21 protein-coding genes are annotated in these 26,054 nt (G+C 65.1%); 10 read left to right on the top strand and 11 right to left on the bottom strand.

Annotated features, from left to right (window positions below):
- Positions 1-38 precede the first annotated feature (38 nt).
- A complete protein-coding gene (locus tag FJZ36_01685; protein ID MBM3213623.1) occupies positions 39-995 on the top strand; it encodes a hypothetical protein in 957 nt (318 codons plus the stop codon).
- Between the two features lie 43 nt (positions 996-1,038).
- On the opposite strand, the gene FJZ36_01680 is transcribed toward FJZ36_01685, so the two are convergent.
- Together FJZ36_01680 and FJZ36_01675 are read right to left on the bottom strand one after the other, a co-directional pair.
- Positions 1,039-1,455 carry a hypothetical protein gene (locus FJZ36_01680; protein MBM3213622.1) on the bottom strand — a complete coding sequence of 139 codons (417 nt, stop codon included), beginning with the start codon at positions 1,453-1,455 and terminating at the stop codon, positions 1,039-1,041.
- A 197-nt stretch (positions 1,456-1,652) separates the two neighbouring features.
- The gene (locus FJZ36_01675; GenBank protein ID MBM3213621.1) at positions 1,653-1,787 is read right to left on the bottom strand and encodes a hypothetical protein; all 135 of its coding nucleotides are present in this window, start codon (positions 1,785-1,787) and stop codon (positions 1,653-1,655) included.
- Position 1,788: 1 nt separating this feature from the next.
- Between FJZ36_01675 and FJZ36_01670 the strand changes: the two genes are divergently transcribed.
- From FJZ36_01670 to FJZ36_01660, 3 genes are read left to right on the top strand one after another with little or no spacing between them, the layout of a single operon-like run.
- On the top strand, positions 1,789-2,352 hold the full coding sequence (locus FJZ36_01670) for a hypothetical protein (protein ID MBM3213620.1): 564 nt from the start codon (positions 1,789-1,791) through the stop codon (positions 2,350-2,352).
- 12 nt (positions 2,353-2,364) lie between these two features.
- Positions 2,365-3,372, top strand: coding sequence for a glycosyltransferase family 9 protein (locus FJZ36_01665; protein MBM3213619.1), 1,008 nt, complete (start codon positions 2,365-2,367; stop codon positions 3,370-3,372).
- Positions 3,362-4,309, top strand: coding sequence for a cysteine synthase family protein (locus FJZ36_01660; GenBank protein ID MBM3213618.1), 948 nt, complete (start codon positions 3,362-3,364; stop codon positions 4,307-4,309). Before FJZ36_01665 ends, FJZ36_01660 begins: the two co-directional genes overlap by 11 nt.
- Before the next feature lie 2 nt (positions 4,310-4,311).
- On the opposite strand, the gene FJZ36_01655 is transcribed toward FJZ36_01660, so the two are convergent.
- The 4 genes from FJZ36_01655 to FJZ36_01640 form a co-directional block, all read right to left on the bottom strand.
- A complete protein-coding gene (locus FJZ36_01655; protein MBM3213617.1) occupies positions 4,312-5,574 on the bottom strand; it encodes an FtsX-like permease family protein in 1,263 nt (420 codons plus the stop codon).
- A gap of 13 nt (positions 5,575-5,587) precedes the next feature.
- Entirely contained in the window at positions 5,588-6,832 is a 1,245-nt protein-coding gene (locus FJZ36_01650; protein ID MBM3213616.1) for an FtsX-like permease family protein, read from the bottom strand.
- A 97-nt stretch (positions 6,833-6,929) separates the two neighbouring features.
- The gene (locus FJZ36_01645) at positions 6,930-8,075 is read right to left on the bottom strand and encodes a hypothetical protein (GenBank protein MBM3213615.1); all 1,146 of its coding nucleotides are present in this window, start codon (positions 8,073-8,075) and stop codon (positions 6,930-6,932) included.
- 18 nt (positions 8,076-8,093) lie between these two features.
- Positions 8,094-8,861, bottom strand: a complete 768-nt coding sequence (locus tag FJZ36_01640; GenBank protein ID MBM3213614.1) for a sugar phosphate isomerase/epimerase — start codon at positions 8,859-8,861, stop codon at positions 8,094-8,096.
- A gap of 128 nt (positions 8,862-8,989) precedes the next feature.
- Here FJZ36_01640 and FJZ36_01635 point away from each other — a divergent pair, with 128 nt between their 5' ends.
- Positions 8,990-9,385, top strand: a complete 396-nt coding sequence (locus FJZ36_01635; GenBank protein MBM3213613.1) for a hypothetical protein — start codon at positions 8,990-8,992, stop codon at positions 9,383-9,385.
- A gap of 19 nt (positions 9,386-9,404) precedes the next feature.
- Here FJZ36_01635 and FJZ36_01630 read toward each other — a convergent pair whose 3' ends face one another.
- Positions 9,405-9,803 carry a hypothetical protein gene (locus FJZ36_01630; GenBank protein MBM3213612.1) on the bottom strand — a complete coding sequence of 133 codons (399 nt, stop codon included), beginning with the start codon at positions 9,801-9,803 and terminating at the stop codon, positions 9,405-9,407.
- Positions 9,804-9,938: 135 nt separating this feature from the next.
- Here FJZ36_01630 and FJZ36_01625 point away from each other — a divergent pair, with 135 nt between their 5' ends.
- On the top strand, positions 9,939-10,943 hold the full coding sequence (locus tag FJZ36_01625; protein MBM3213611.1) for a hydroxyacid dehydrogenase: 1,005 nt from the start codon (positions 9,939-9,941) through the stop codon (positions 10,941-10,943).
- Between the two features lie 15 nt (positions 10,944-10,958).
- Here FJZ36_01625 and FJZ36_01620 read toward each other — a convergent pair whose 3' ends face one another.
- Positions 10,959-11,714 (bottom strand): phytanoyl-CoA dioxygenase family protein, encoded by a 756-nt coding sequence (locus FJZ36_01620; GenBank protein ID MBM3213610.1) that lies wholly within the window; start codon positions 11,712-11,714, stop codon positions 10,959-10,961.
- 20 nt (positions 11,715-11,734) lie between these two features.
- A complete protein-coding gene (locus tag FJZ36_01615) occupies positions 11,735-12,694 on the bottom strand; it encodes a sugar phosphate isomerase/epimerase (GenBank protein MBM3213609.1) in 960 nt (319 codons plus the stop codon).
- Here FJZ36_01615 and FJZ36_01610 point away from each other — a divergent pair.
- The gene (locus FJZ36_01610; protein ID MBM3213608.1) at positions 12,534-12,989 is read left to right on the top strand and encodes a DUF971 domain-containing protein; all 456 of its coding nucleotides are present in this window, start codon (positions 12,534-12,536) and stop codon (positions 12,987-12,989) included. The two genes, FJZ36_01615 and FJZ36_01610, sit on opposite strands and share 161 nt — an antisense overlap.
- Here the strand turns inward: FJZ36_01610 and FJZ36_01605 are convergent.
- A complete protein-coding gene (locus FJZ36_01605; GenBank protein MBM3213607.1) occupies positions 12,986-14,140 on the bottom strand; it encodes a competence/damage-inducible protein A in 1,155 nt (384 codons plus the stop codon). The genes FJZ36_01610 and FJZ36_01605 overlap by 4 nt on opposite strands.
- On the opposite strand from FJZ36_01605, the gene FJZ36_01600 reads away from it, so the two are divergent.
- Entirely contained in the window at positions 14,061-16,457 is a 2,397-nt protein-coding gene (locus FJZ36_01600) for a serine hydrolase (protein ID MBM3213606.1), read from the top strand. The genes FJZ36_01605 and FJZ36_01600 overlap by 80 nt on opposite strands.
- Positions 16,458-16,488: 31 nt before the next feature.
- Here FJZ36_01600 and FJZ36_01595 read toward each other — a convergent pair whose 3' ends face one another.
- Complete coding sequence (locus tag FJZ36_01595; GenBank protein ID MBM3213605.1) at positions 16,489-17,277, bottom strand: hypothetical protein; 789 nt, start codon at positions 17,275-17,277, stop codon at positions 16,489-16,491.
- 291 nt (positions 17,278-17,568) lie between these two features.
- On the opposite strand from FJZ36_01595, the gene FJZ36_01590 reads away from it, so the two are divergent.
- The gene (locus FJZ36_01590) at positions 17,569-21,675 is read left to right on the top strand and encodes a tetratricopeptide repeat protein (protein ID MBM3213604.1); all 4,107 of its coding nucleotides are present in this window, start codon (positions 17,569-17,571) and stop codon (positions 21,673-21,675) included.
- Positions 21,676-21,957: 282 nt separating this feature from the next.
- Entirely contained in the window at positions 21,958-26,007 is a 4,050-nt protein-coding gene (rpoB, locus tag FJZ36_01585) for a DNA-directed RNA polymerase subunit beta (GenBank protein ID MBM3213603.1), read from the top strand.
- The last annotated feature ends 47 nt before the right edge of the window (positions 26,008-26,054 follow it).

The following is a 26,054-nucleotide window of genomic DNA, read 5'->3' as shown; positions in this document are numbered from 1 at the left end:
GATGGCGCGACTGGACTGGGAGCGCAGAGGTAGAACAGATGGTCGACATCCAGCGGCGCGTTCGCGGCGCCGATCTCCTGCGGTGGGTTCCTGCGGTCGCGCTCTTGGGGCTGCTTGCCGCGTGCGGCGCGCAGAACGAGTTCCTCGCCGAAGGGAAAGACAGCCTAAAGTCCGACAAGCGAACCCGCATCACGGTCGCCGTCGAGCAGTTCCACGAAGCCCTGAAGACGTCGATGAGTTCCAAGGAGGAGGCGGAGACGCACTACCTCCTGGCGTACTACGATGAGTCTATGTCCCTCGACGAGCGCGTGGGTCACTTCGTCCGCGCCTGCGAGATTCAGCCCCGCAAGTACACCGACGCCCTGCTTTACGAAGCGCTGCGAGACCGTGACGACACGGTCCGCGAGGCGGTTCGTCAGGCTCTCGAGAGGCGGTACGCCCAGGACGGAGCCCGAATCCGGCGCGAACTGATCAAGGCGCTCCACGGCAAAGACAACCGGGATCGGTTCGATGCCGCTTGGGTGCTCGGCTACCTCGCCGCCAAGGACGACGCTCTGACCAACGAGTTGATCGCCGCGCTCGATCACAAGCGCATGGAGACGCGCCTGAACGCCGTCGTCGCCATTGAGGAGCTCGCGCGTCAGGACGCGACGCGCGCGCGCCAGGCGATCCCGGCGCTCCGGCGGAAGATCGCTGCCGCTCCGCTGCGGACTTGGTGGAAGTTCTGGGATCGCGAGGGCTCACGCGAAGACCCCGCCGTCCGGGAACTCGCGGTGCAGGCGTTGGGCACGATGGGCGCGACCGACGAGTTGCTGATGATCCTGCAGAACAAGGGCTCGTCGCTGCGGACGAACGCGATGGATGCTCTGATCGCATCCGGTTCGGGCGATTCCGCCATTCCCGTTCTGCTGGGACTGCTTTCGGACTCGACGGGCGCGGAAGTGCCCTGGACGACGCGTCAACGCGCTGGACGACGCGTCGTGGTCGGAAGGTGAGACGTCGATGACGGAACCGGTATCCCGCTTCCACGCAACGACGTCAGCGGCACGGCGCGCCACCATCCTTGGCGCTGCCGCGATGTCTCTCATGGTCGCGCTCACAGGCTGCAGCCCGGAGCGGAGCTACCACGACACGACGCTGAACCTGACCGTCGAACGCCTCGATCCTGAGCTCGACAATCGCTGGGGCACGTCGGGGGTCGTCGTGACCGAGACCGGCTCGGGCGGCGATCTTGGCGTCGGCGACCTGGTGACACACGTCGTATTGCGCGTGGCGGTGACGGACGAGGCATCCGTCCGAGCCGCTCTCAAGAACGCGATGGCTCCTCGCCGCCACATCTGGAACGTCCGAGAGCGCGAGACGTCCGATGCGAGCGCTGTCCTGGAGATCGAGAGAACCGGCAGCACGCTCTACACCGAACTCGCGTCGAGCAAGCCGAAGGAGTGGGCGAAGCACGGACTCGCCTTCGATGGCACGCGGGTCTCCGATATCCGCGACGGCTACCAGGGGGACGCCTCGCGGAGCCCCGCCGAAGCCGCCGGGATCGTCGTCGGAGACCGGATCGTCGCCGTCATCGACGAGGACGCCGTCGCATCGCCAGCGGAGTTTCGGAAGGCGATGGCGCGCGCGAAAGACGCCGCATCGATCTACCTCTACACGCAGGAACTGACCGGCATCCGGCTCGAGACGATCCGCGTCATGGGCGAGCTCGCTGCGGGCAACGCCTCCGTGCTGTCGCGCCTGATCGAGCTGCTGAACACGTCCCAAGACTTGGCGACACGGCGCACGGTGGCGCGTTCCCTCGCCCGCCTCGCCCGGCATCAGACCGACACGGTGTTGCTGCAGGCGGTTCTGCCGCTCCTCCACGCCGATACCGAGCCGGACGCTGAGATCCGCCGCACGGCTGCCGGCATCGTCGAGTCGCTCGTTCAGGTTCTGCCCAAGGAGACGTTCGACCAGACGGTGATGGACACGCTGGCGGTCGCCCTGACCGACTCCGAGCCCGGCGTCCAGTTCAAGGCTGGAGTGGTCTTGAGCACGCTGGGCGAGAGCGCTTTCGCCTACATCGAAGCGGCGCTCGCAGAGGGGAACCCCGACCGCGTTCGCGACATCGCGGCGACAGCGTTGGGCGACATCGGCGGAACCCGCGCCCGCGATACGCTGATCGCAACGCTCCGCTCGACGACCTCCGTGCCGTTGCAGCTCACCATCGCCACCGCGCTGGCGAAGATCAACGACGCGCCTTCCCGGACCGAACTGCAGTCGCTGGCGGGACGATCCTCCGGCGGCGTCCAGGAGCTCGTTCGGCAACTCCTGGCTGCGTCCAATCCCCCGGCAGCGCCCTCCTCCTGACGACCGGCTCCCATGCGAGCCCGCGCCAACATCCTCGTCCTCGGGTTCACCAATATCGGTGACGCTGTCCTGTCGACGTGCGTCGTCGAGCCGCTTCGAGCCCACTCGCCCGAGGCGCGTCTGACCTTCCTCGCCGGGGAACGCGCCGCGCCCATCCTCGACGGCGAGCCGGGCATCGGTACCGTATACCGCTACAGCCCATCGGTTCATCGCGGCGTCCGGGGGCGCTGGCTCCTCGTGCGAGAGCTACGGGCGCGCCGGTTCGACCTCGTCGTGGACTTGCGCGATGCGCCCTACTCGCGCCTGCTGGGAGCTCGACGAATCGGGCTGCGCGAGTACGGTCGGGTCCACGCGGTGGATCGGTACCTCGGAGCGCTCCGCGCGGCAGGGATCACGACCGATCAGGCGCGACCGGCGCTGACGCCCACGGCATTGGAATGCGATGCCTCCCGCGCATGGCTCCGGCAATCGGGCATCCGAAGCGACCGCCCCACCGTCGGCATCCATCCCGGCGGCAACTGGGCGTACAAGCTCTGGCTCCCGGACCGGTTCGCGGCAGTCGCGGACGGACTCTCCGCTGATTTCGAGGCGCAGACGCTCGTGTTCGCCGGACCCGGCGAGAAAGCGATGGCGTCCGAGTGCGCCGAGGCATGCCGCCATCCGGCAACCGCTGTAGGCGACGTCTCGCTGCGGATGCTCGCCGCGCTGATCCAGGCGTGCGATCTCTACGTCGGCAACGACACGGGACCGATGCACATCGCCGACGCCGTCGGGACGCGCGTGGTCGCGCTGTTCGAACCGACGGACGACGTGCGCAGCGGGCCCTACGGCAGGGAGCACTCGGTCATCCGCAGCGATATGGACCTCGGCTGCAATCCCTGCCACCCCGGCAAGACGCCCGGCGGCTGCGGCAAAGGGTTCTGCGAGCCCCTCCACTCGATCACTTCCGACCGAGTGCTCGTCGAGGCGAGGCGGCAGTTGGCTGACATCCTGACTCGGAAGGGGTCACGTGGTCTGTAACAGCATTCTCGGCGCCATCGGCTCGACGCCCCTCGTCGCGCTCGACCGGATCCGTCCGGCGAACGGCGCGCGCGTGCTTCTGAAGCTCGAGTACCTGAACCCCGGCGGCAGCATGAAAGACCGCATCGGGCTCCAGATCATCGAGGATGCGGAGCGCTCCGGTCGGCTGCGACCCGGAGGGGTCGTCGTCGAGTTGACGAGCGGGAACACGGGAACCGGGCTGGCGCTGGCGTGCGCGATCAAGGGCTACCGCATGGTCGCCGTCATGTCGGAGGGGAACTCGGTCGAGCGGCGACGCATGTTGAGCGCATTGGGGGCGGAGCTCGAGCTCGTTCCGCAGTCCGGTTCGTCGGAGCCCGGCAAGGTCTCCAAGGAAGACCTGGAGCTCGTCGAACAGCGCGCTCAGGAACTGACGCGCGACCTCAAGGCGTTTCGCGCCGACCAGTTCTACAACGAGAGCAACCCGCGCGCCCACGAGTTCGGCACGGGACGCGAGCTATGGGAGCAGGCGAACGGACGGATCACCGCGTTCGCGGCGATGGTCGGAACCGGCGGGGTGTTCGTCGGCACGGCGCGGGCGCTCAAGTCCCGGAACCCACAGATTCGCGCCTACGCGGTCGAGCCGGATAGGGCTCCCTTCCTCGCCGGAGGACCCGTGACGAACACGCGTCACAAGATCCAAGGCGCCGGGTATGCCATGCTGCCGGGATTCTGGGAACCAACGCTGGTGGACGGCTACCTCACCGTCACGGACGACGAGGCGATCTCGATGGCGCGCCGTCTGGCACGAGAGGAGGGCGTACTAGCGGGGTTCTCCACCGGCGCGAACGTGGCAGCCGCGATGCAGATCGCCAGCCAATGCCTGCCGGATGCCGTCGTCGTCACCATCGCATGCGACAGTGCCATGAAGTATTTGAGCACGGACCTGTACGAGTAGCCCTACTCGTGGCGCAGGGCTTCGGTAGGGGGCAGCAGCGCGGCTCGGAACGCCGGAAAGATGCCCGCCAGTATGCCGATCGCGCCGGAGATCGCCATCGCCACCAGACCCGTCTCCAACGAGACGACCGCGGGCCAGTTCACGGGCGGTCCGCCGACGTTCTTCACCAACTGCGACATGATCAACCCGACGGCTTTCCCGAACGTCGCTCCGACCACGATGCCGATGATCCCTCCGACAGCGCCCATGACGATCGCCTCGATCAGGAACTGGTAGAGGATGTGCCGCCGGTGCGCCCCGACGGCTTTCCGCAGTCCGATCTCGCGCGTCCGCTCCGTCACGGTCACCAGCATCATGTTCATGATGCCCACGCCGCCGACGACCAACGCGATGCTCGCCACGCCCACCAGGAACGCCTTGAGGATGAAGCTCACCCGGTTCACCTGACGCATGATCTCGTCGGAGGTGAAGAACTGGAACGCCTCGTCGGGATCGACGCCGTGAGTCCTCGCCAGGACGACCTTCGTCTCCAACAGCGCCTGCTCGACCTCCTGCGTCGAGGTGGCACGGACGAAAAAGACGCCCACTCGGTCGCTCCCCATGTACCGGCGCTGGAACGTCGTCAGAGGAAGGACGAGCGTGTTGTTCGTGCCCGTGAAGTCCGGGGTGAAGTCGCCCTTCTTGCTCATCACGCCGACGATGAGGAACCGCTGTCCCCACATGCGGACGTACTTGCCGATAGGGTCCTCGCCGGGGAAAAGCTCCTTCTCGATATCCGTCCCGATGGCGCAGACGAGCTCCTCCCGCTCGACATCCGTGTCGGTGACGAAACGCCCGCGATCCAGATACCAGTTGTGTCCCTCTTCGTACTCCGGCGTCGTCGCCGCGATGGTGACCTGCTTCTCCCTGCCGCTGTATCGAATCGGAGCCATGAACCCGGAGAGCTCCGGCAGCACCAGCTTGACCGATGGAGCCGTCGCGCCGATGGCTTGCGCGTCGGAGTAACGGAGGAACGCTTTCGCTCGATTCGGCACCCACCTGCCGTCGTCGAGTTGCACCCAATCCGGGCGGAACACGACGATCATGTTGCCGAACCCGATCCGTTCGAGGAGATCGATGACCACCTTCGTGTAGCCCTCGCTGACGGAGACCATCCCGGTCACCGTCGCGATGCCGATCACCATGCCGAGCATCGTCAAGAGCGCGCGGAGCTTGTGCCGCCCCATCGCCGCGAAGCCCTGTGCGAAGCTGTGCAGGAAGATCATCGCAGCCTCGCCCCTACTGGTGGCGCAACGCCTCGATAGGTGGCAGCAGCGCGGCTCGGATCGCGGGAGCCATGCCGGCGAGGATGCCCGTCAACGAACCCGCGCCGACCGACAGCATCACCGAAAACCACGACAGAAACGAGGGCCACTCGCCCTCTTTCACGATGAACTTGATGACGGCGAAGGCGAGCGCCCGTTCGGTCAGCCAGCCGAAGAACACGCCGATGGCGCTGCCGACCAGGCACAGCAGGAACGCCTCGATCAGAAACTGGGTCGCGATATCGAACCGCGAAGCCCCGACGGCCTTCCGAATCCCGATCTCGTGCGTGCGCTCGGTCACCGTGACGAACATGATATTGAGGATGCCGATCCCGCCGACGACCAGCGACATCCCGGCGATCAGACCGAGAACCGCCTTGATCGCCGTGCCGATCAGGTTCGCTTCGGTCGCCATCTGCGATGCCTGAGAATAAACCTCGAACCCGTTGTCGCCCGGGTGGTATCGGCTCAGAATCGCCCGCACCTCGTCCTGAGCGCGCTCGCGAAGCTCCGGCGTCCGGGCCTTCAGCAGCAGGCTCGGAACCTTGTCATTGCCCGAAAGCTGCGACTGCGCCGTGGTCACCGGAATGAACACCTGGTTGTCGAGGCTGCCGGCGGGACTGTTGCCCCCTCCCATCGACTCCATCACGCCCACGACCGTATAGCGCTGGTTGTTGATTCGCAGCTCTTCGCCGACGGGGTCGAGAAAGCCGAACAGGTCCTCGGCGACCTCCGATCCGATGACAACCACCTTGCTCCACAGGCTGACATCCATATCGACCAGGAACCTGCCCATGTCCTCGGTCCAGTCTCGGATGCTCTGGTAGGCGGACGTCGTGCCGCGCAGACTGGCGCGTTTCGACTCTCCGGCAGCGTCGAGGTCGGCGTCGGTTCCCATCTCCGGCGTCACGTATTCGACCGACGGGCACAACTCCTCGATGCGGTAGACGTCGCGCATCGTCAGGTACTGGTTGCTTGGGTTCCGCTGCCATCGCCCGTCGCGCTGGACCCACTCCGGGCGGCTGACGTTGAACGTCGATGTCCCGCCCATCTTCTCGACCTCGAAGAGGACGAGCCGCCGCGCGCCCTCTCCGAACGACATCGTCCCGATGACGCCGCCGGTCCCGATGACGATGCCCAGCATCGTCAGCACAGACCGGAGCTTAGAGGCTTTCAGCGCGAGCCATCCGGTGACGAAGCCTTCGAAGAACCGGGTCATAGGGTGCTCCGTGCGCGGACCTGCGACGTGACATGGCTCTACATGCCACAGAGAGCACGTCGCGGACAGAAGCCGGGTTGACACGGGAGACGAGACGCTACGTGGTCACCCCGGCGTTGAAGGGAGAACGACCGGCGGTCTCGCCCTTGATGCGCTGGTCGATGTAGATCTCGTTGCGAGGCTTGAATCCGGGCAGCGTGACGACGTTGACGAAGACATCGATGCCTCGGTGTCCGGTTCCGGGAGGGATGTAGACCGTCGAGCCGGGCTGTAGCGGCGTTCGGTCGAACCGGGACAAATCGTCGACGTCCGGGAAGGTGACCAGCGACGCCTCTCGCCCGTAGGTCTTCAGCCCGTACGCGCCAGGGTCGAGCACGAGATACATCTCGCTCTGGGCGGTTCCTCCGCCGACGGGAGTCGCCGGGTGGTAGTGAGTCTGCGACGTTTCCGCCGCGATGTTCACGACGTGGCTGTTGACCCAGTTCGCCCCGTCGGGCGTGCTCGCGTTGCCAGTTCCCGTGAGCCACGTCAGCGGCAGACGGCGGAACGCGTCGAACGCGAAGTTGCATCCGCCCGCCGTGTCGCGCAGATGGATCAGCCGACGCGCCGGCGATGTGTGCGTGTCGGTCGCGGCGTCGGACTCGATGAACCAGTAGCGGAACTCGCCGCGGACTCGCACCGGGCGCGACGCGGTCGCCGCCAACTGGTCACCGGATCGGATCGGTTCCCACCCGTCCGCCTGCTTGCGCGACCAGCCGATCTCGCGGTAGGCGGCGATCAGCACTTCCAGAGCCGCCAGAGCCTGCGGGTCGTCGGTCCATTCGCTGCGCGGCAGCCCGCTCTCGACGATCAGCCAGATTTCGCCCGCGATGTCGCCGACGAACTGATCGCCCAGCCGACGCGCCGCCATCGCCTGGATCGGGTTGCGGATCCTCGGATGGAACGTCGCGGCACGCGCGTCAAGCTGCGCGAGCGAGAGCAACACGTCGTCGCTCACGCCTTCGGGAGCGTAGTCCGAGTCGAGCGGCTTGCCGTCGCCCTCCTGGGTTCGCGTGCCGCGTGGAAGGAAGACCTCGCCGCTGCCGGACTCGATCCAGAAGTAGCCGACGCCTCGGGATATCAGCTCCGTCTCGTGCTCGACGGCTCCGCGACCCAGGTTCCGCCCAGGGTTCCACGCGCGGAACGTCTCGACGACCGCGTCGTAGCTCCCATCCGCGATGTGCCCCACAACGACCTGCGCCATGTAGCTCCCTGCCCGTAGCTAGGCGGCAAGCGCCTTGAACAATGCGACGTACAACGCCAGGACCTTCTCAGGATCGGGCCCGCGGTACGCGCACTCGTTCGAGATGTAGCCGCTGAACCCGATGCGACGCAGCCAGCGGAACATCTGGCGATAGAGCTCGAAGGTCTCCGGCTTCTCCGCCTGGTGCGTGTGCACCGACGTGATGTGCGGCGCGACACGGGAGAAGAGCGACACGATGGAGCCCGCCTCGCAGCCGACGAACTGCGAGTTGAACACGAACCCCACGTTGGGCAGGTTCACGCCCTCGATGAGCTTCATCGCGGCATCGGGGTCCGTGAAGCTGCCATGCATCTCGATGCTGACCGTCACATCGCTGCCGGCGGCGTTCTCGCCCAGCGTTCGGAGCGCCTCAGTCACCCATCCGATCACGCTGTCGCGCGTCTCCGGCGTGAACCGGTCTCCGAGCACGCGAACGTGCGAGCAACCCATGTAGGCGGACATCTCGATGACGCGCTTGACGCGATCGGCGCTCGTCGCCCGCTCGGAGGCATCCGGCGAATGGAACACCTGGCAACTCGTCAGCGACGAGATCGCCAGTCCGCTCTCGGCGACTCGCTCCTTGAGCGGCTTCCAGTTCTCGCGCGGCGTATCCCACTCGAACCCGTGCTGCTGCTTGAAGTCCATCAGGAACTCGACGCCGTCGTAGCCCGTCACCTTGGCGATGCGGAGCGTCTCGTCGAGCGACCAATCCTGCGCCGTCTGGTACGTGTTCAGTGACCATTTCATGGTCGGTCTGCCTCCGTCGTCTGGAACTGGATGGCGTATCCGCGCGACACGAGCTTGACAGGTGCGATCGGCACTGATGACAATACGATGCGCCGTCCGGGGCGAACTCGCACCAGGAGGTCACGGACTTGGGCTATCTTTGGTTGCCGCGGCTGTACCGTCTCCTTTGGCTCCTGCTACTCGCGAGCGGCGTCCTGTGGTACTTGCAGATCAGCGACCCGGACAAATACAACATCCGACTCATATTCGACGGCGGGAGGAAGCTCTCGACCGTCTTCGGCATCGCCGTCGCGATCGTCACGGCATGGATCGTGTCCGTGTCGTGGGAGCAACACGTCGCGGGCAAAGGCAGGCGCCCGACGCTCGAGCTCACGCTCGCCGATCGCCACTATGGCGGGACCGTCTTCGTGCGGCGCGTGCCGACGCGCATCTGGAACGCCGCGGAAGTCGGCGACCGGCTCGTCAAGTCGCGGTGGAGCGTCGTCATCCGACTCGCTCAGAAGCGCCGTCCCGACGCGTCCTAGACCGACGCCGAAGGCGTCTCTACCCCTGAATGACGAAGTTCGTCACCTTGACGTCCAGCGGCGCTGGCAACCCCGCCTCGACGAGCGCTTCCTTGATGAGATCGATTGCGCTCTCGATCGCGTAGTTCTTGTCCTCGGCGATCACTTCGGCGGTGTCGAGCTCGGACAGCCCCTTGAGGATGGCAGCTTGCGCCTCCGCCCCGGCGACCTTGGGCCCGAGCGTCTTGCTGTTGGCGGTCGCAGCCGCGTATTGCAGCGTGACGTCGACTCGGAGCAACGGACGCCTGCCCTCCACGTCCGACGACAGGTTCACGATGATCGCACTATGGGGAATATCGACCGGCGGCTTCTCGGAACAGCCCACGAATACGGCGGCCGACAGGGCGAGGAGATAAAGACCTACGACTCTGCGTCTCATGTTTTCCCTCACTGTTTCAGGCGAACGTGAGCAGCGCCCCACGGCGCCCGTACGTCCGGCTTGCGATTATAGTACTCACCCTATCGGGTGTCAACGCGCGAAGGCGCACATTCACACCACGCAGGAGCCAGCGGCATGCGACCCACGGTCGTTTTAGACCCTCACGGCAGGCGCTTGGCGAACATCCTGAGCCCAGAAGACCGCGAACGTCTGGACGCCATCGCCAACGTGGTCTGGGCGCGCGACGAACCGATGACAGCCGACGCGCTCGAGAGCGTCCGCGACGAGGTGGTTGCGATCATCGCAGGCTACTGGCGACATGGCGACGTCGGCAACTACCCCAACCTGCGCGCCATCCTCGAAGTCAGCGGCGGATTCCCGTCGCCCGCGCACCTCGACTACGAGGCGTGCTTCCGCCGGAGCATTCAGGTTCTGAGCTGCGCTCCGGCGTTCGGCCCCGCCGTCGCCGAAATGGGCTTGTGCCTCGCCATTGCCGCCGCTCGGAACGTCGCGCGAACCGACGCCGGAATCCGCACGGGAACCGCGAACTGGAGCCACACCGACTTCGGCGACACGTTCCTGCTCTACGACAAGCCGGTCGGGTTCATCGGGTTCGGCGGCTTGGCTCGCTGCCTGAAGCCTCTGCTCGCGCCGTTCCGGTGCCCGATCCGCGTTCACGATCCGTGGCTCACGGACGCCTACCTGCGCACGCAAGGTGTCGAACCAGTGGGGCTCGACGAATTGCTCGAATCGTCGCGCGTCATCTTCGTGCTCGCCCTCCCCACTGCGTCAAATCGGGATCTCTTGGATAGGGAAAAACTGAGCCGAATCCCCTCGGATGCCGTTTTCGTGCTGCTCAGCCGGTCGCACCTCGTCAATTTCGACGCGCTGACCGACCTGCTCGCCGAGGGCAGATTCCGAGCCGCCGTGGACGTGTTCCCGCAGGAACCCATTCCCGCCGACCATCCGATCTGCCGTCTGCCCAACGTTACGCTTTCATCGCACCGGGCGGGTGCGATCCACGAAGCCCTGCGGAACATCGGCAGGATCGTCGTCAACGACCTGGAGGCGATTCTACGGGGATCGCCGCCTCACGAGATGCAGGCCGCCCAACCGGACTTCATCCGATTGCGAGGATAGCGCGGGGAGCCCGGGTCAGACGGGCTCCCGACGCCAGATGTACGGGGGCTCGAACAGACGTTTCTGCGCGTCGTCGAGCAGCGCATCGAGCTCTGGCGAGGGCGGATTCGCTCTGCCCCATGCTTCGTGCGCCGGGCTGTACTTCAGCAGAATCGACAGCCGGTCGTACGGAGCCCGCCACGGCAGCGTCCCGTGAGTCAACGCCTCGGTGAAGATGACGACCGAGCCCGCCTTCTGGGGAACCTGACGCACCCAGTCCCGGTGCGCCTCGAAGTGACGCACGTCGTTAGGCAGCGGGATGTTGCCCTTGTGGCTGCCCGGAATGCAGCAGAACCCGCCATCGTCAGGACCGACGTCCACCAGCGCCCACGAGGCGACTGTCAAGCCGTTGTACATCCGTCCGTTGCGGTAGATGTAGTATTGCGCCGGATCGTAGGGCGCAGCGCCACCGTGGAGCTGCAGCCCGACGTTGCTCGTGGACATGACGATCCCGTAGGCGTGGTCGAGCCGGAGCTTCTCGCCGAGGAGCTCCTTCAAGACGCCGAGGATGCGCGGCTGGGTCAGCATGTCGCGGAAGCCCTGGTCCCACAGGAAGAAGCCGCCGAACCGCTGACTTTCGATGGCATCCGTCGCGGGCGGAAGCTTCTGCCGCTCGATGACCTCGCGCAGGTGGGCGATCTGCTCCTGTGACAGCACGTCCTCCAGAACCAGGTAGCCGTTCACATCGAAGAAGTAACGCTCGTGGTCGGTCATCCCAGACGGTTCAGCCATGCTGGGGGCTCCGTTCCGCGTCAGTACCCGAGCGACCGAAGATACTCGCGGTTGGAGACAGCCGCTTCGGCAGCGGGCTTCGGCGGATAGGGGCGGTCGAGCTCGACGGACACCCACCCGTCGTAGCCTACCTGGTCGAGCCCCTCCAGCACGGCGGCGACATCCAGTCCCAGGTTCCCCTGCCCCAACTCGGCGAATCGAGCCTTCTCTCCGAACCGCTGCGTTCGATGGTCCCACGTCGCTGGATCGTCCGCGTGGCAGTCCTTCAGGTGAACGTGACCGATGCGCCCACGGAGCCGTTCGCTGCGGAAGACATCCATCGGATCGCTTCCGGCAGCCAGCAGGTGGCCTGTGTCGAACAGCAGCCACAGCTTGGGAGCCGCCGCCAGCAGGCGTTCGGCGTCATCGACCGTTTCGAGCAGCGTGCCGAGGTGGGCGTGGTGGAACCCCTTGATGCGGTGTTCCTCGCAGAAGTCGAGCACTTCGTCGAGAGTGCGCGCGGCTCGTTCGAAGTCGTCGTCCGAGGGCGTGGCTCCGCCCCAGTCGGCGCGTCGAAGGGCGGGAACCTCGGCGGCGTCGTTCCCCAGCGTGATGTTGTGGCGCACTCGATCCAGCGCGGACGCGCCCCCGGCGTTGACGACGTGGAGCCCCAGCCGACGCGCCAGCGTCGCCATCGCCACCAGCTCATCCGCGCTCCCGATGCCGATGCCCTCGACGCCGTCCCAGCCCGCCGCCGCGACCTCGCTCAGCACCTTCTCGGGATGGTCGCGCTGCTCGCCACCGAACTGAATCAGGTGGCAAGCGAGTCGGAATCTGCCCATGGGTGCGCTCCTGATACGGGTTCCGTCTCGAACGCCGGACACTGCCGCGTCCGGTCGTGTTGAAAGCCGCGTCAGCGGTTCGCTAGAATCAGGGCGTAGAGCCCACGCGATCCGCCCTGCGCCGCAGAGGTCTCCGATGAAGTCTCCCCCCACCCGCATCCAGCTCGACCGCCACGAGGCGCTCACTGTGACGTGGCGCGATGCCTCTGTGTCGGTCTATCCGGTGGACTACCTGCGTCAGCGGTGCCCGTGCGCTACGTGCCGCGAGACTCGCGAGGAAACCAACCCGCTGCGAATCCTGTCGGATGACATGCTCACGACGCACGTCCACGTCGTTCGCGTCCAGCCGGTCGGCAGGTATGCCATCAGCCTCGAGTTCAGCGACGGACACGCGACGGGCATCTACTCCTTCCAATACCTCGAAGAGATCGCCCCGAGCTTTCAGAACGCCTAGCTCTCCGCCTCGACGGACCCGCCGTAGACCGTGAGCTCCTTGCCCTTCTGCAGAACGATCTTGCGCAGGCTGTCGATGATCGCCTGAAGGGTCGTCTGCGCCTCCGCCGCGTTGTCCCCGGTCGCCAGGATGTCGATGGGGAGCCAGCCGGGGGTGTCCGTCATGGCGATGTACCCCTTCATGTAGGAACCGGGATACTGCGCCATGAGCTCCTGGAAGTGGGGAGCCAGGTCGGATTCGTAGGTGTTCACGAGCACGCGCTGGGTGGCTGCCCGGACCTCGTAGTGGTCGGAGATGTACGGGATGACGTGGCGCACGAAGACGGCTTCCATCTCGCGAGGGGGTCCCGGCAGCGCGAGGAAGGTCGTTCCGTTGACATCGACGCACGTGCACGGCGCCCAGCCCACGGGGTTCAGCATGACCGTGGCGCACGCCGGCACGGTCGCCATGCGCACCAGGTTCGGGTTCACCTCTTCGCGCGTGGCGATGTTTCGGCGCGCCATGTAGTCGGCGATCACGCCTTCGTGGGGCACCAGCGGCGAGTTCGTCAACTCCGAGAGCGCCGCCGTCGTGAGGTCGTCGGGGGTCGGACCCAACCCGCCGGAGCTGACGACGAGATCGGCGCCGCGCTCCATGGAGTTACGGAACGCGCTCACGATATCGTCCAGATCGTCCGTCAACTGTGTCACGCGGCGCACCTTAGCGCCCAGGTTGACGATCTGCTGGGACATCCAGAACGCGTTTGTGTCCTGAATCCTGCCGTAGACCAGTTCCGTGCCGACGCTGTAGAGCTCGATGGTTGGGGTGGACGCCATCGCTGTGCATCTTCCTCCGGTTGCGTGTGCGATGCCCTGATCGGGCTCGTCCTGCCGAGAGACGCCGACGACCGCGGACGAGTCCGTGCCATCGTCGGGAGTCCTCACCGAAACGCGGCGAGCGTAGCACGCGCAGGAACCCATCACAAGCCGAAGTCCGTTGTTGACCCGTCCGTTCGGAGCTATCATCGTGGTACAGACTGCCGTAGATGCCCGTCCGTTCGCACGACGCGTACGCGCCGTCGAGGAGGATGCCATGGTTGCCCGAACGGCTAGTACCTGCCTCGCCGCCATCGTCACGATGGCGACGTCCAGATCGCTCAGCGCCGCTCCCACCTACACACCCCCCGAAGCGCGGAACCCGATGCAGCGCTGGCTCGTTCTCGGACCCATTCGCGTCGCGCCTGGCGATGGGACGCCGAGCGACACCGCGCAGCGCGATGCGTTCGCGCGCGACCAGCTCGCGGACTCTGGCGGGGAAGCCGCCGCCGATCCCACGCCAGAGGCGGCTGCCTGCATCGGTGACGCGGAACTCGCATGGACGCTTCACGATGCGCCGAACGCCATCGTCGACCTGACGCAGGTCGTCGGCGAGCACGACTACTCCATCGCTTACGCCTACGCAGCCATCGACGTCCCGTCCGATGCGCAGGTCGTTCTGGGCGTCGGCAGCGACGACAGCATACGCGTCTGGCTCAACGGCGAGCTCGTCCACGACCACTGGGTCCTGCGTGCGGTCAAGGCAGACGATGACGTCGTGCCGATCCGACTGCGAGCAGGCACGAACCGGCTTCTGCTGAAGGTGCAGAACGCGACTCAGGGGTGGGGTTTCGCGTGCCGAATCCTCGACACGGACGCGATGGGCGATCGGCTGGTCGCTGCGGCCAGAGTTGGCAGGCAAGACACGGTCGACCTGCTGCTCGCGCACGGGGCGGACGCGTCGGTCGTGCGGGATGGTCTGAGCGCGGCGCAGGCGGCACGCATCGGAGGATTCGAGGACCTGTCGGAGCGCTTGACGGCATTGGGATCCGCTCCACCGGAGGAGATGCCGTCGCTCGACGCGCTGGTCAGCGCTCGGTTCGATCGGGCCGCCAAGCCCGACGCGCCGGGCATTGCCGTCCTCATCGCGCGAGACGGCAAGACCGTGGTTCAAAAAACGTACGGACTCGCGAACCTGTCCGACAAGATTCCTGTGACGCCCAAGACGAAGTTTCGTATCGGCTCGATCACCAAGCAGTTCACGGCGGCAGCCATCTTGAAGCTGCAAGAAGAAGGAAAGCTGAGCGTCGCGGACCCGCTGTCTCAGTACATCCCGGACTACACGCGCGGCGACGAGATCTCGCTGCGCCACCTCCTGACCCACACGAGTGGCGTTCCGGACATCACCGCGTTCCCGGAGTACATCGAGCACCTGGCGTCGCCCGTCGAGCTGAGTGCGACCGTCAACATGATCAAACGACGAGAGCTCAGCTTCGATCCCGGAACGATGTGGGCATACTCGAACTCGGGTTACCTACTCCTCCAGCACGTCATCGAGAGCGTCAGCGGCAAGGGCTATGCCGACTACCTGCGCGCGACATTCTTCGATCCGCTGGGTATGGTGGATACGGGCGTCCACGATGCTACGACCGTGTTGGACCATGAGGCCATTGGGTACTCGTATGGGCCCAGCAAGATCACCAAGTCGTTCGACTGGGACATGTCACGCGCCGGAGGCGCCGGAGCCCTCTACTCGACGGTGGAGGACCTCTACAAGTGGAACGAGGCTGTCTTCACGGGCAAGGTGCTTGCAGCCGAGACGCTCCGAGAGGCGTTCACGCCCGTCAAGCTGAACGACGGCAGCGTCGCCGACGCCCTCGGCGGCGGCTACGGCTACGGGTGGATGTTCGACACCGTGCGCGGGATGCGTCGCGTGTTCCACAGTGGCGGCTTGGATGGCTTTCTGTCCGCCCTGCATCGCTATCCCGACGCCAAGACGACGATCGTCGTTCTCGCCAACGCGATGGCACCCATGCCAGACCTCGTTCCCAGCGCCCTCGCCACGGAACTTGCATCGCTCGTGCTCTGGCGCGAGATGTCGACGCAGGCATCGCTCGCGCGGGACGTCGATGCCGACGTCAGTAGGTTCGGCGAGTATGTCGGGAGCTACGAATTGCCGTCCACGCCCATCGTTGAAGTCGCCTTCGAGGATGGGAAGCTCTACGCGGGCGTCGCTGGCCAGCCGCGCTCGGAGCTTCTGCCGTCTGGGCCGGACAGGTTCTTCTCGACCGACGCGAGCACGCCGATCCGGTTCGAGCGCGACGAGACAGGAGCCGTCGCGCGTCTCGTCATCGTCCAAGGCGCGACGGAGATCGTCGCGAAGCGCGTCGAGACGAGCGCGGTCGTCGCTGTCGAGCCATCCGTGCTCGACGAGTACGTCGGCGAATACGACTACGGGCGGGGAGCCGTCCTCACGGTGACGCGCGAGGGCGACCATCTGATGGCGCAGATGACCGGCCAGCCCAAGTTCGAGATATTCCCTCGCGGGGAGGATACGTTCTTCTGGAAGGTCGCCGCCGCCGAAGTGACGTTCGTCCGGGACGAGTCGGGCGTGGTCGTCAAGGCGCTCCACCGCCAGGGACCCGCTCGGATCGAGGCGGCGAAGCTGAAGTAGGCTCGCCGCCGAGGTGAGCGGCGCGGGGACGCTAGCTGTCGGACTGCGATCCGCCGAAGATGCGGCGTCGGAGGTTGTCTGCCGCCCTGCCCAGATGCCGAAAGTGGCTGAGCATGTCACGGAGCCGTCGGATGCTCCGCTCCGTCATGGCTTTGAGGTGATCGTCCGCCTCGCGCTCCTCATGCCGCTGGAGCGCCCGCATCGCCCGCTGATCGGGAAGCTCTGCGAGGGCGCCGATGGCTGCGCGTCGGACGCGCCATTCGGTCGAGAAAAGCATCTCCGTCAACGGATCGATCGCGGCGGCGAAGTAGTCGAACACCGGCTTGGAGAGTTTGACGCTCCGCGCGAGCGCTTCGGCAGCGGCGACTTGGACATCTGGATCAATGTCGATCAACCCCCGGCGGAGCATGCGGCTCAGCGACAGCACGCGATCCGTGTCGTTGTCTCGGATGGCGCTGCCGAGGAGTCCGACCGCTGCCATGAAGTCGCGCCGAACCTCGGGATCGCCGAGGAAATCGTGGTTTGCGAGGTCGAGGTGAAGCGGGTCCTCGCTGGCGTTCGGGTTCGCCAGTCTGAGGAATTCGTCGAGGACGTGACCGTCTCCGACGAACCCGAGCCAGAACAGATGCTCGCGGAGAGACTCCCCCTCTTTCATCTCCTTGGGGTCGGCGAGCTCCTCGAGCAGTTGCGCCCGAAGGGCATCGACGGTCTCGACTCGCAGGAAGAGCATCCGCAGCAGGCGCTGCTCGTGACGGATGCGGATATCTTGTTCGCGGAGAAAGTCGTCCAACGGGTCGCGTTGCCGTCGTCGCTGATCCACAGCAGCCCCCTTCGGATGCCTCGAAGCACGAGCAAGGCTACCAGGGTGGGCTAGGCTTGGGCAACGCGTCGGCATTGGCGATCCGCGGCATGCGATCGTACGATGATGCTGGCTGGTAAGCGCCTCCCGACCAAAACTGCGAACACGACGACGACAAACGGTCTCGTGTTCCCACGGTCGGCAGGATGTGCTATGCTCAGTGCTTGTACTAGGATGGGCTGCGCCAGCGGTGTGTCGATGCGCCAGCCGGGCTGGTGTTGACTGCAATGCGCATACGCAGCGCGACAGCGAATGTTGAGGCAGGGTTACATGGCTGAAGTGCCCTCGGACGAAGTGCGGGACGACGCCCAGTCTGACGAGCAGACTGCGCCCGCTTCCAGTCCATCGGACGACGTGTTGCTCGGCGAAGACGGGCTTCCCATCGACGAAGACGCCCGCGATGACGCGATGCTCGCGGAACACGACTCCGTCGAGTTCGACGACAGTCGAGGCGGCCAGCGTGTCATCAGTGTCATCTTCGCCTCCATCGCGGGATTCGAAACCACTCCGAGCATGACGCAGGACCAGATGGAGGACATCGCGGTCCGCAAGGGTGGGTTCGACGCGGCTCTGGACGAGATCATCTCCAAGTACGGCGGAAGCATCGACAAGATCATCCGCGGCTTCTTCATGGCGACGTTTGGCACGCAGCGGTCAACGCCGAACGATCCGATGTTCGCCGTCCTAGCTGCCATGGAGATGACCGAAACGGCTGAGCAGTACGGCGCGGAAGTCCACGTCGGCGTCAACACGGGCAAAGCCTGGGTCGGGCAGATCCGGACCGAACGTACGATCGACACCACCGTCATCGGTGACACGGTCAACCTGTCGGCACGACTCAAGACGAAGGCAGGACACAACGAAGTCGTCGTCAGCCCAGCCGCGTACGACGCGACGATAGACTACTTCGAGTACGAAGCCCTTCCGGCCGTCATGGTGAAGGGCATCTCCGAGCCGGTTCCCATTTACGGAGTCCGGCGCCGCAAGGAGGCGGCGACAGCCCTCCAGGCGACGCGCGAAGCCGACGCCGACCGACTCAAGCGGCTCGAGGAATCCATCCCCGAATACCTGCGCGAGCGCATCAAGTCGGGTCAAACGGCCGCACCCGGCGAGCGCAAGATGGTCACGATGCTCTTCTCGGACGTCAGCGGGTTCACTGCCCTGTCTGAGAAGTACAAGACGAAACCCGAGCTCATCGCCGAAGTGATGAACCGGTGCCACAAGCGGCTCGGAGACATTATCTACAAGCATGAGGGCGTCATCGACAAGATCGTCGGCGACGAACTGATGGCGATGTTCGGAGCGCCCATCATCCACGAGGACGACCCGGAGCGCGCGATCTGGTGTGCCCTCGAAATGATGGAGGAGATGCAGCGGTTCAGCGATGAAACGCAGGAAGAGCTCGGCGTCCCGCCGCTCACCGTCCACATCGGGATCAACACGGGACGCGTCTCCATCGGGAACCTGGTTCCTGGCTCCACTCGGATGGACTACACGGTGATCGGGGAGCCTGTCGAGCTCGCCGAGATCCTGGAGGACGTCTCCGAGGGCGGGGAGATCGTCGTCGGCGAGCGTACCTACCGGCTGACGCGCGCGCTGATCGATTTCAAGACGCTGGACCCGGTCGAGCTCGGCGGGAAGATGGTTCCCATCTATCTCGTGCTCGGCAAGAAGGACCAGACCGAGTCCAAGCGCGGTCTGACCGAGCTCGGCAACGTCCCGATGGTCGGACGTGAAGCGCAGTTCGAGCTGTCGAAGAAGTGCCTCGAGCGGGCGATGGCGGGCGAGAGCGTCATTACGACCATCATCGGCGAGGCGGGGTTCGGCAAGTCGCGCCTGAAGCGCGAGACGCGGGCGATCCTCGAACAGCATGGCGGCGTCTGGATCGAGGGATCGTGTTTCCCCAACACGGTGACGTCGAGTTACTCCGTCTTCCTGCGAGCCTTCGAAGCCTACCTGGGGCTGAAGGAGTCCGACACGGCACTGGACCGCCGGATCAAGCTGACGTCCAGGCTCGAACAGGTCTTCGGCGGCGACCAGGCGGCGATGGACGAGGTGCTGCCCTACATCGGGAACATGCTCTCCGTCACGTTCGAGGGTCCACTGGCAGACCGTATCGCTTACCTGGACCCGGAGCAGTTGCAGAGGCGGACATGGGTCGCCGTCCGCGACCTGCTGGCGCGAGAGGTGAGCCAGCGTCCCGTCATCCTCGCCCTCGACGACTTGCACTGGCTCGACAGCATCTCGAACGATCTCATCTACTTCCTGATGGAGAACCTCAGGGAGGTTCCCATCTACCTGATGCTCATCTACCGCCCCGAACGGCGCGATCTGTGCTGGGCGCTCGGCGAGACGGCTCAGTCGAAGTACGCGTCTCGGTACGAGCTCATCGAGATCACCCCACTGGTGCCGGAAGCGGCGCGACGTCTCATCGACATCATGCTGCCGATGACGGAAGAGGGCAAACCCATCAAGGAGATGCTCCTCGATAAGGCGGGCGGCAACCCGTTCTACCTCGAAGAGTTCATCCGCGTCCTGCTCGACGACGATTTCATCGAGCGGAGCGGCGACATCTGGGTTCTCAAGAAGGACGTCTCCGAGTTCCGCCCGCCGGATTCGCTGGAGCAGATGCTGAGCGCTCGTATCGACAAGCTGGACGACGCGTCCAAGGTCGTCCTCCAGACGGCGTCCGTCATCGGCAGGAAGTTCGAGCACGAAGTCCTCGAGGACGTCGTTGACGACACTGCCAAGCTCGATGACTGCCTGTCCTATCTGACCGACCTGAACTTCGTCTACGAGGAAGTGCCGGATCCGCTCGCGTACGTCTTCGGTCATATCGTGACGTACGAGATCTCGTACAACGCCATCGTTGGACCTCATCGAAGGGAACTCCACTCGCGGGTCGGCTCGACGCTCGAAACGCAACACGTCGAGTCGCTCGAGCTCTTCCTGGAGCTGCTGGCGTTCCACTTCGTTCAGTCCACGAACCGGCACAAGGCGGTTCACTACAGCGGGGCGGCAGGGACGAAGTCGCGGCGCTACTTCAACAACAAGGACGCCTGCACGTCCTACGAGCGCGGGCTGGAGATCGCCGACCAACTGTCCGATGCCGACCGAGACGACGTGCTTGAGATCCTCGAGGGACTGACCGACGTCTACACGGTGATCGGGCGCTACGACGACGCCGTCTCGATGTCGTCGCGGTCGCTGGTACTCGTCGAGGCAGGTCTGCGGCGCGCGGTGCTCCTGCGCAAGTCGGGCCTCATTCGGCAGAAGCGCTCGGAGTTCGCCGACGCCGACGGTTTCTTCGACCAAGCCCTGGAAGCTCTCGAGCAGATCGAGCAGACGCCGGAGACGATCCGAGAGGGGGCGAGGCTCTACGACATGAAGGGCTTCATCTCCTACACGCGCGGCAGCTTCCCGGACGCCAACGAGAAATGCCGTCGAGCCGTCGATATGCTGGAGGGAATGGACGCCCCGGACGTGATGTGCAGCGCGCTCAAGAACCTGGGCAGCATCCAGCTCCGTCTCGGGCAGTTCGACACGGCGATGGGCTATTACCGCCAAGCCGTTGAGATCGGCGAGCGCATCGGCGACAAGCTCCTGATGTCTGCGCTCTATCACAACATGAGCGCCGCGCACCGGCTCCAAGGCAAGACCGCCGATGCGATCGAAGCCGTCCGCCGGAGCATCGAGCTCAAGGAGGAAATGGCGTACGCCGACGGGCTCACCCGATCCTATGCCGGTCTGGGATCGCTGCTCCGGCAGCAGGGCGATATGGACAAGGCGCGTGAACACTACGAGAAGGCGCTCGAGATCGCCGAGAACATCGGCTCCCCGCAAGGCATTGCCGAGGCGGAGACCCTCATCGGCGCGTTCTATTTCTACCTGAAGGACTACACACAGGCGATCGCCCACTACACGCGCGGGCTTGAGATCAGCCGCAGCATCGGCGACCGCCAGAACGAGGTCAGCGCGCTCAACAACATCTGCGACGCCTACATCTACGCCAATGACCTCGATGCGGCGGAGCAGTTCGGCAGAGACGCCGAGGCGCTCGCCAAGGAAATCGGCATGCAACAGGTACTCGTCAAAGCCCAGGTCAACTTGGGAACGCTGATGTGGAAGCGCTCTCGACCTGAGGAGGCGATCAGCGAGTTCCGAGCGGCGCTCGAGTCCGCGGTCAACGCGAAGGATGCCACCGCGCAGGCGGAAATATACCGCAACCTGGGTGACATCTACCTCGAGCAGAACGATCCCGACCAGGCGAGAGAGAATCTGACCAAGGCGGCGGACCTCTATGCCCAGCTCGGGTCGGCGTCCCGCGCCGAGGACATCCGCAAGCGCATCCCAGCCTGATACGAGGTGACGCGACACTCGCCATACGCCTGAAACCGGTGGCTCGTGTGAGAGCCACCGGTTCAACAGCGACGTGAGCCGGTGACGACAGTCCCGACTTCGAGAATCCACGCCGTGAGAGAGCGCCTCCGTCGGCATCGTGTCTCGGGACATGCCACGGGGCGGGCTCGTGCCCCAGTCGATCCAAGTCGTGTCGTTTTCCTTGCACTTCCCGTTCTCTGCGGTTAAAATAGTTAGTTGCTCACGCCCCGAACCTCCCCGCAATCGTCCTGTGGAGGAAGCATGCCCCACACGATACAGGTCGGTAAGACCCAGCGGCGTTCGTATGCCAAGATTCCTGAGGTCCTGGACCTGCCGGACCTTGTCGAGGTCCAGAAGCGCTCGTACGAAGAGTTCCTGCAGCGGGACGTTCCTGCTGAGCAACGCGCGATCACGGGACTCGAAGCGGCGTTCCGCGAGATGCTTCAGATCACCGACTTCAGCGAGACCGCTTCACTTAACTACGCTTCGTACGAACTGGGTCGGCCGAAGTACGACATCGTCGAGTGCCAAGAACGCGGCACCACCTACGCGATCCCACTCAAGGTCAAGGTCCGCATGGTGGTGCGGTCCAAGTCCGAAGATGGCGACGCGGCGGGCGATGTGCAGGACGTCAAGGAATCCGACGTCTACATGGGCGAGATCCCGCTCATGACGGAACGCGGGACGTTCATCATCAACGGCGCTGAGCGCGTCGTGGTCAGCCAACTGAAGCGCTCCGAGGGCGTGATCTTCAAAGAGGAGGTTCAGCCGGCCGGCCGCAAGACCTACGTCACGCAGATCATTCCGCTCCGGGGCGCGTGGATCGAGTTCGAATCCGACATCCAGAACCTGCTCTGGGTGCGCCTCGATCGGCGGAAGAAGCGCTACGCGACGACATTTCTCAGGGCGCTCCACTGGTCCACCAACGAGCAGATCGTTCAGCAGTTCGTGACGCCGGAGACGCTGCCGCTGGGCGAGGCGACCGTCGTCTCGTTGGCGGACGTCGAGGGGAGCCTGGGTAAGACGCTCGCGCAGACCGCCGTCGACCAGGAGACAGGCGAAGTCCTCGCGGACGTCGGCACGCCGCTGACCGCGGACGTCGCAGCCCTGCTGCGCGAAGCGCAGATCGAGACGATCATCGTGCGCAACGCCACGGCGACCGACGACGCACCGTTGACGAGACGCATCCTCGCGGCATCCGCTGTCGACGCCGACACCGGCGAAGTGCTGGCTGAGACGGGTGTCGAGGTGGATACGGCGCTCATCGAGCGCCTCATCGCCGCGAACATCGCTGCCATCGCCGTAATTCCGTCGGCTCAGGAAGCGTGGATCCGACCCCTGCTCGATACGCTGCGCAAGGACCCGTTCCGGACGCAGGACGAAGCCCTCATGGAGATCTTCCGCGCTCTCCAGCCGGGGGATTCGCCGACGCCGGACAGCGCTCGTACGCGCATCGAGCGGCTCTACTTCGATCCGAACCGCTACGATCTCTCCCGCGTCGGACGCTACAAGCTGAATAAGAAGCTCGGGCTGAAGGTCGATCCAGACTCGCGCGTTCTCGAGGACACCGACATCATCGCTGTCCTGCGCTACTTGCTCGACGTGATGGCGGGCAAGGGGATCGTGGACGACATCGACCATCTAGGGAACCGGCGCGTTCGCGCGGTCGGGGAGCTCCTCCAGAGTCAGGTTCGTGTTGGGCTGCTGCGCATGGCTCGGAACATCCGCGAGCGGATGACCATCCAGGCGCAAGACCTCGATCAACGAACGCCGAACGACCTGATCAACCCGAAGCCGCTCACCAGCGCCATCAAGGACTTCTTCGGCAGCAGCCAGTTGTCCCAGTTCATGGCGCAAACGAATCCGCTGGACGAGCTGACGCACAAGCGCCGTCTGAGCGCCCTGGGACCGGGCGGTCTGCACCGCGACCGAGCCACCTACGACGTCCGTGACGTGCACCACACGCACTACGGGCGTGTCTGCCCGATCGAGACGCCCGAGGGGCCCAGCGTCGGTCTCATGGTGTCGTTGAGCTGCTACGCACAAGTCAACGAGTACGGTTTCCTCGAAACGCCCTATCAGCGCGTTCAGGAGGGTCAGGTCGTTCCCGGCGCGATCGACTACCTCTCAGCGGACCAGGAAGACCTCCACGTCATCGCCCAGGCGAACATCGCGCGCGACGCGGAGGGCACCCTGTCCGATCTGCCCACGATCACGCGCCATCGCGGTGACTTCCCAGTGAAGTCGCCGACCGAAGTCGATTACGTCGATGTGTCGCCGAAGCAGGTCGTCAGCGTCTCGGCGGCGCTGATCCCCTTCCTCGAGCACGACGACGCGAACCGAGCTCTGATGGGCGCGAACCAGCAGCGTCAGGCGGTTCCACTGCTCCGGCGCGAAGCGCCCGTCATCGGAACCGGCATCGAGTACAAGGCGGCGCTGGACTCCGGAGCCGTCGTCGTTGCCAAGCGCGACGGAATCGTGGAGAGCGTCACCGCCGACGAGATCATCGTCCGAACGCAGGAAGGCGAGCTCTACGACGAGGGCGAGCACTCCTTCTCCGAGATGGGTTACGACGTCTATCGGCTCATCAAGTACAAGCGCTCCAACAGCAACACGGTCATCGACCAGATGCCCATTTGCCGTAAGGGTCAGCGTGTCCGAGCCGGAGAGGTGATCGCCGACGGGAGCGCGACCAACCAGGGAGAATTGGCGCTTGGCGCGAACGTGCTCGTCGCGTTCATGCCGTGGGAAGGCTACAACTACGAGGACGCCATCCTCATCAGCGAGCGCCTCGTGCAGGACGACGTGCTGACGTCGATCCACATCGAGGAGTTCGAGCTCGACGCCCGCGACACGAAGCTGGGCAAGGAAGAGATCACGCGCGACATCCCGAATAAGAGCGAGGAAGCCCTCAGCGACCTGGACGAGGAGGGCATCGTTCGCATCGGGTCGGTCGTGGAACCGTGGGACATCCTGGTCGGCAAGGTGACGCCCAAGGGCGAGAGCGAGCTGGGCCCCGAAGAGAAGCTCCTCCGAGCCATCTTCGGCGACAAGGCGGGCGACTTCAAAGACGCCTCGCTGGAAGCCCGTCCCGGCGTCGAAGGCGTCGTCATCAACACGCGCATCTTCGCGCGCAAGGAGCGCGAGAAGGATCGCCAGAGCGAGCTCCGCGAGCAGGCACAGATCAAGCAGGCGGAGAAGGACTGCCGCGACAAGATCGCCCTCATTCAGCAGGGGCTCCGCGAGCAGGCGAAGCGCCTGATCCTCGGCAAGGAGCTGGTGACGGCGCTACGGACGGAGAGCGGAACCGTCAGCAAGAAGGGCGACGTCGTCACGCAGGCGATGCTCGACCAGGCGCTGGCGGCGGAGGATGCCTCCGTCTCCGACCTCGACACGATGGAGCGCATTCGGCAAATCCGCAGCCTGGCTCAGGGGCGTATCCGCGAGGTCAACGTCGAGCGCGACGAGAAGATCGAAAAGATCAACAAGGGCGACGAGCTGAAACCCGGCGTTCTGAAACTCGTGCGCGTCTACGTCGCGACGAAGCGGAAGATCTCCGTCGGCGACAAGCTGTCGGGTCGGCACGGCAACAAGGGCGTCATCTCAAAGATTCTGCCCATCGAGGACATGCCGTACCTCGAAGATGGCACGCCGGTCGACATGATCCTGAATCCGCTGGGCGTCCCGGGGCGCATGAACGTGGGGCAGATCCTGGAGACCCACCTCGGCTGGGCAGCCAGCCAGCTTGGGATGAAGGTCGCCACGCCGGTGTTCGACGGCGCCAGCGAGGATGAGATCCGCGACGAGCTCGAGGCAGCCGGGTTGCCGCTGACGGGCAAGGCGCGACTGTACGACGGTCGAACCGGCGAAGCCTTCCACCAGAAGGTGACCGTCGGGCTCCACTACATGCTCAAGTTGAACCATTTGGTCGCCGACAAGATCCACGCACGCTCCATCGGGCCCTACTCGCTGGTCACGCAGCAACCGTTGGGCGGCAAGGCGCAGCTGGGAGGTCAGCGGTTCGGCGAAATGGAGGTGTGGGCGCTCGAGGCATACGGCGCGGCTTACCTCCTGCAGGAACTCCTCACGATCAAGTCCGACGATATCGTCGGGCGTACGCGTGTCTACGAAGCGATCGTCAAGGGCGAGAACGCGCCCGAACCGGGTACGCCGGAATCGTTCAACGTCCTCATCAAGGAACTCCAGAGCCTCTGCCTCGACGTCACCCTCGAGGAGTCCAGCGACGCCGAATCCGAGCGCGCGCTCCTCGACCAGTTGACGGCTGAGCCCATCGAGGCTGCCGGTTCCTGAACCGACCCGAAGGGCTGAGCCGTTCCGACCCTCAGTGGGACGGCTCA

It is taken from the genome of Candidatus Poribacteria bacterium, from assembly GCA_016866785.1.
In the GTDB taxonomy this organism is placed as follows: domain Bacteria; phylum Poribacteria; class WGA-4E.
The sequence above is the reverse complement of the archived record's forward strand: the minus strand, read 5'-3'. Positions and strand labels throughout refer to the sequence as shown.

What these genes read in the sequence shown, in the direction of transcription:
- FJZ36_01685 (MBM3213623.1), top strand. Translation starts at nt 39, where the DNA reads ATGGTCGACATCCAGCGGCGCGTTCGCGGCGCCGATCTCCTGCGGTGG.
- FJZ36_01665 (MBM3213619.1), top strand. Translation starts at nt 2,365, where the DNA reads ATGCGAGCCCGCGCCAACATCCTCGTCCTCGGGTTCACCAATATCGGT.
- FJZ36_01655 (MBM3213617.1), bottom strand. Translation starts at nt 5,574, where the DNA reads ATGATCTTCCTGCACAGCTTCGCACAGGGCTTCGCGGCGATGGGGCGG.
- FJZ36_01650 (MBM3213616.1), bottom strand. Translation starts at nt 6,832, where the DNA reads ATGACCCGGTTCTTCGAAGGCTTCGTCACCGGATGGCTCGCGCTGAAA.
- FJZ36_01645 (MBM3213615.1), bottom strand. Translation starts at nt 8,075, where the DNA reads ATGGCGCAGGTCGTTGTGGGGCACATCGCGGATGGGAGCTACGACGCG.
- FJZ36_01640 (MBM3213614.1), bottom strand. Translation starts at nt 8,861, where the DNA reads ATGAAATGGTCACTGAACACGTACCAGACGGCGCAGGATTGGTCGCTC.
- FJZ36_01630 (MBM3213612.1), bottom strand. Translation starts at nt 9,803, where the DNA reads ATGAGACGCAGAGTCGTAGGTCTTTATCTCCTCGCCCTGTCGGCCGCC.
- FJZ36_01625 (MBM3213611.1), top strand. Translation starts at nt 9,939, where the DNA reads ATGCGACCCACGGTCGTTTTAGACCCTCACGGCAGGCGCTTGGCGAAC.
- FJZ36_01620 (MBM3213610.1), bottom strand. Translation starts at nt 11,714, where the DNA reads ATGGCTGAACCGTCTGGGATGACCGACCACGAGCGTTACTTCTTCGAT.
- FJZ36_01610 (MBM3213608.1), top strand. Translation starts at nt 12,534, where the DNA reads ATGGGTGCGCTCCTGATACGGGTTCCGTCTCGAACGCCGGACACTGCC.
- FJZ36_01615 (MBM3213609.1), bottom strand. Translation starts at nt 12,694, where the DNA reads ATGCGGGTGGGGGGAGACTTCATCGGAGACCTCTGCGGCGCAGGGCGG.
- FJZ36_01600 (MBM3213606.1), top strand. Translation starts at nt 14,061, where the DNA reads ATGGTTGCCCGAACGGCTAGTACCTGCCTCGCCGCCATCGTCACGATG.
- FJZ36_01590 (MBM3213604.1), top strand. Translation starts at nt 17,569, where the DNA reads ATGTTGAGGCAGGGTTACATGGCTGAAGTGCCCTCGGACGAAGTGCGG.
- rpoB (MBM3213603.1), top strand. Translation starts at nt 21,958, where the DNA reads ATGCCCCACACGATACAGGTCGGTAAGACCCAGCGGCGTTCGTATGCC.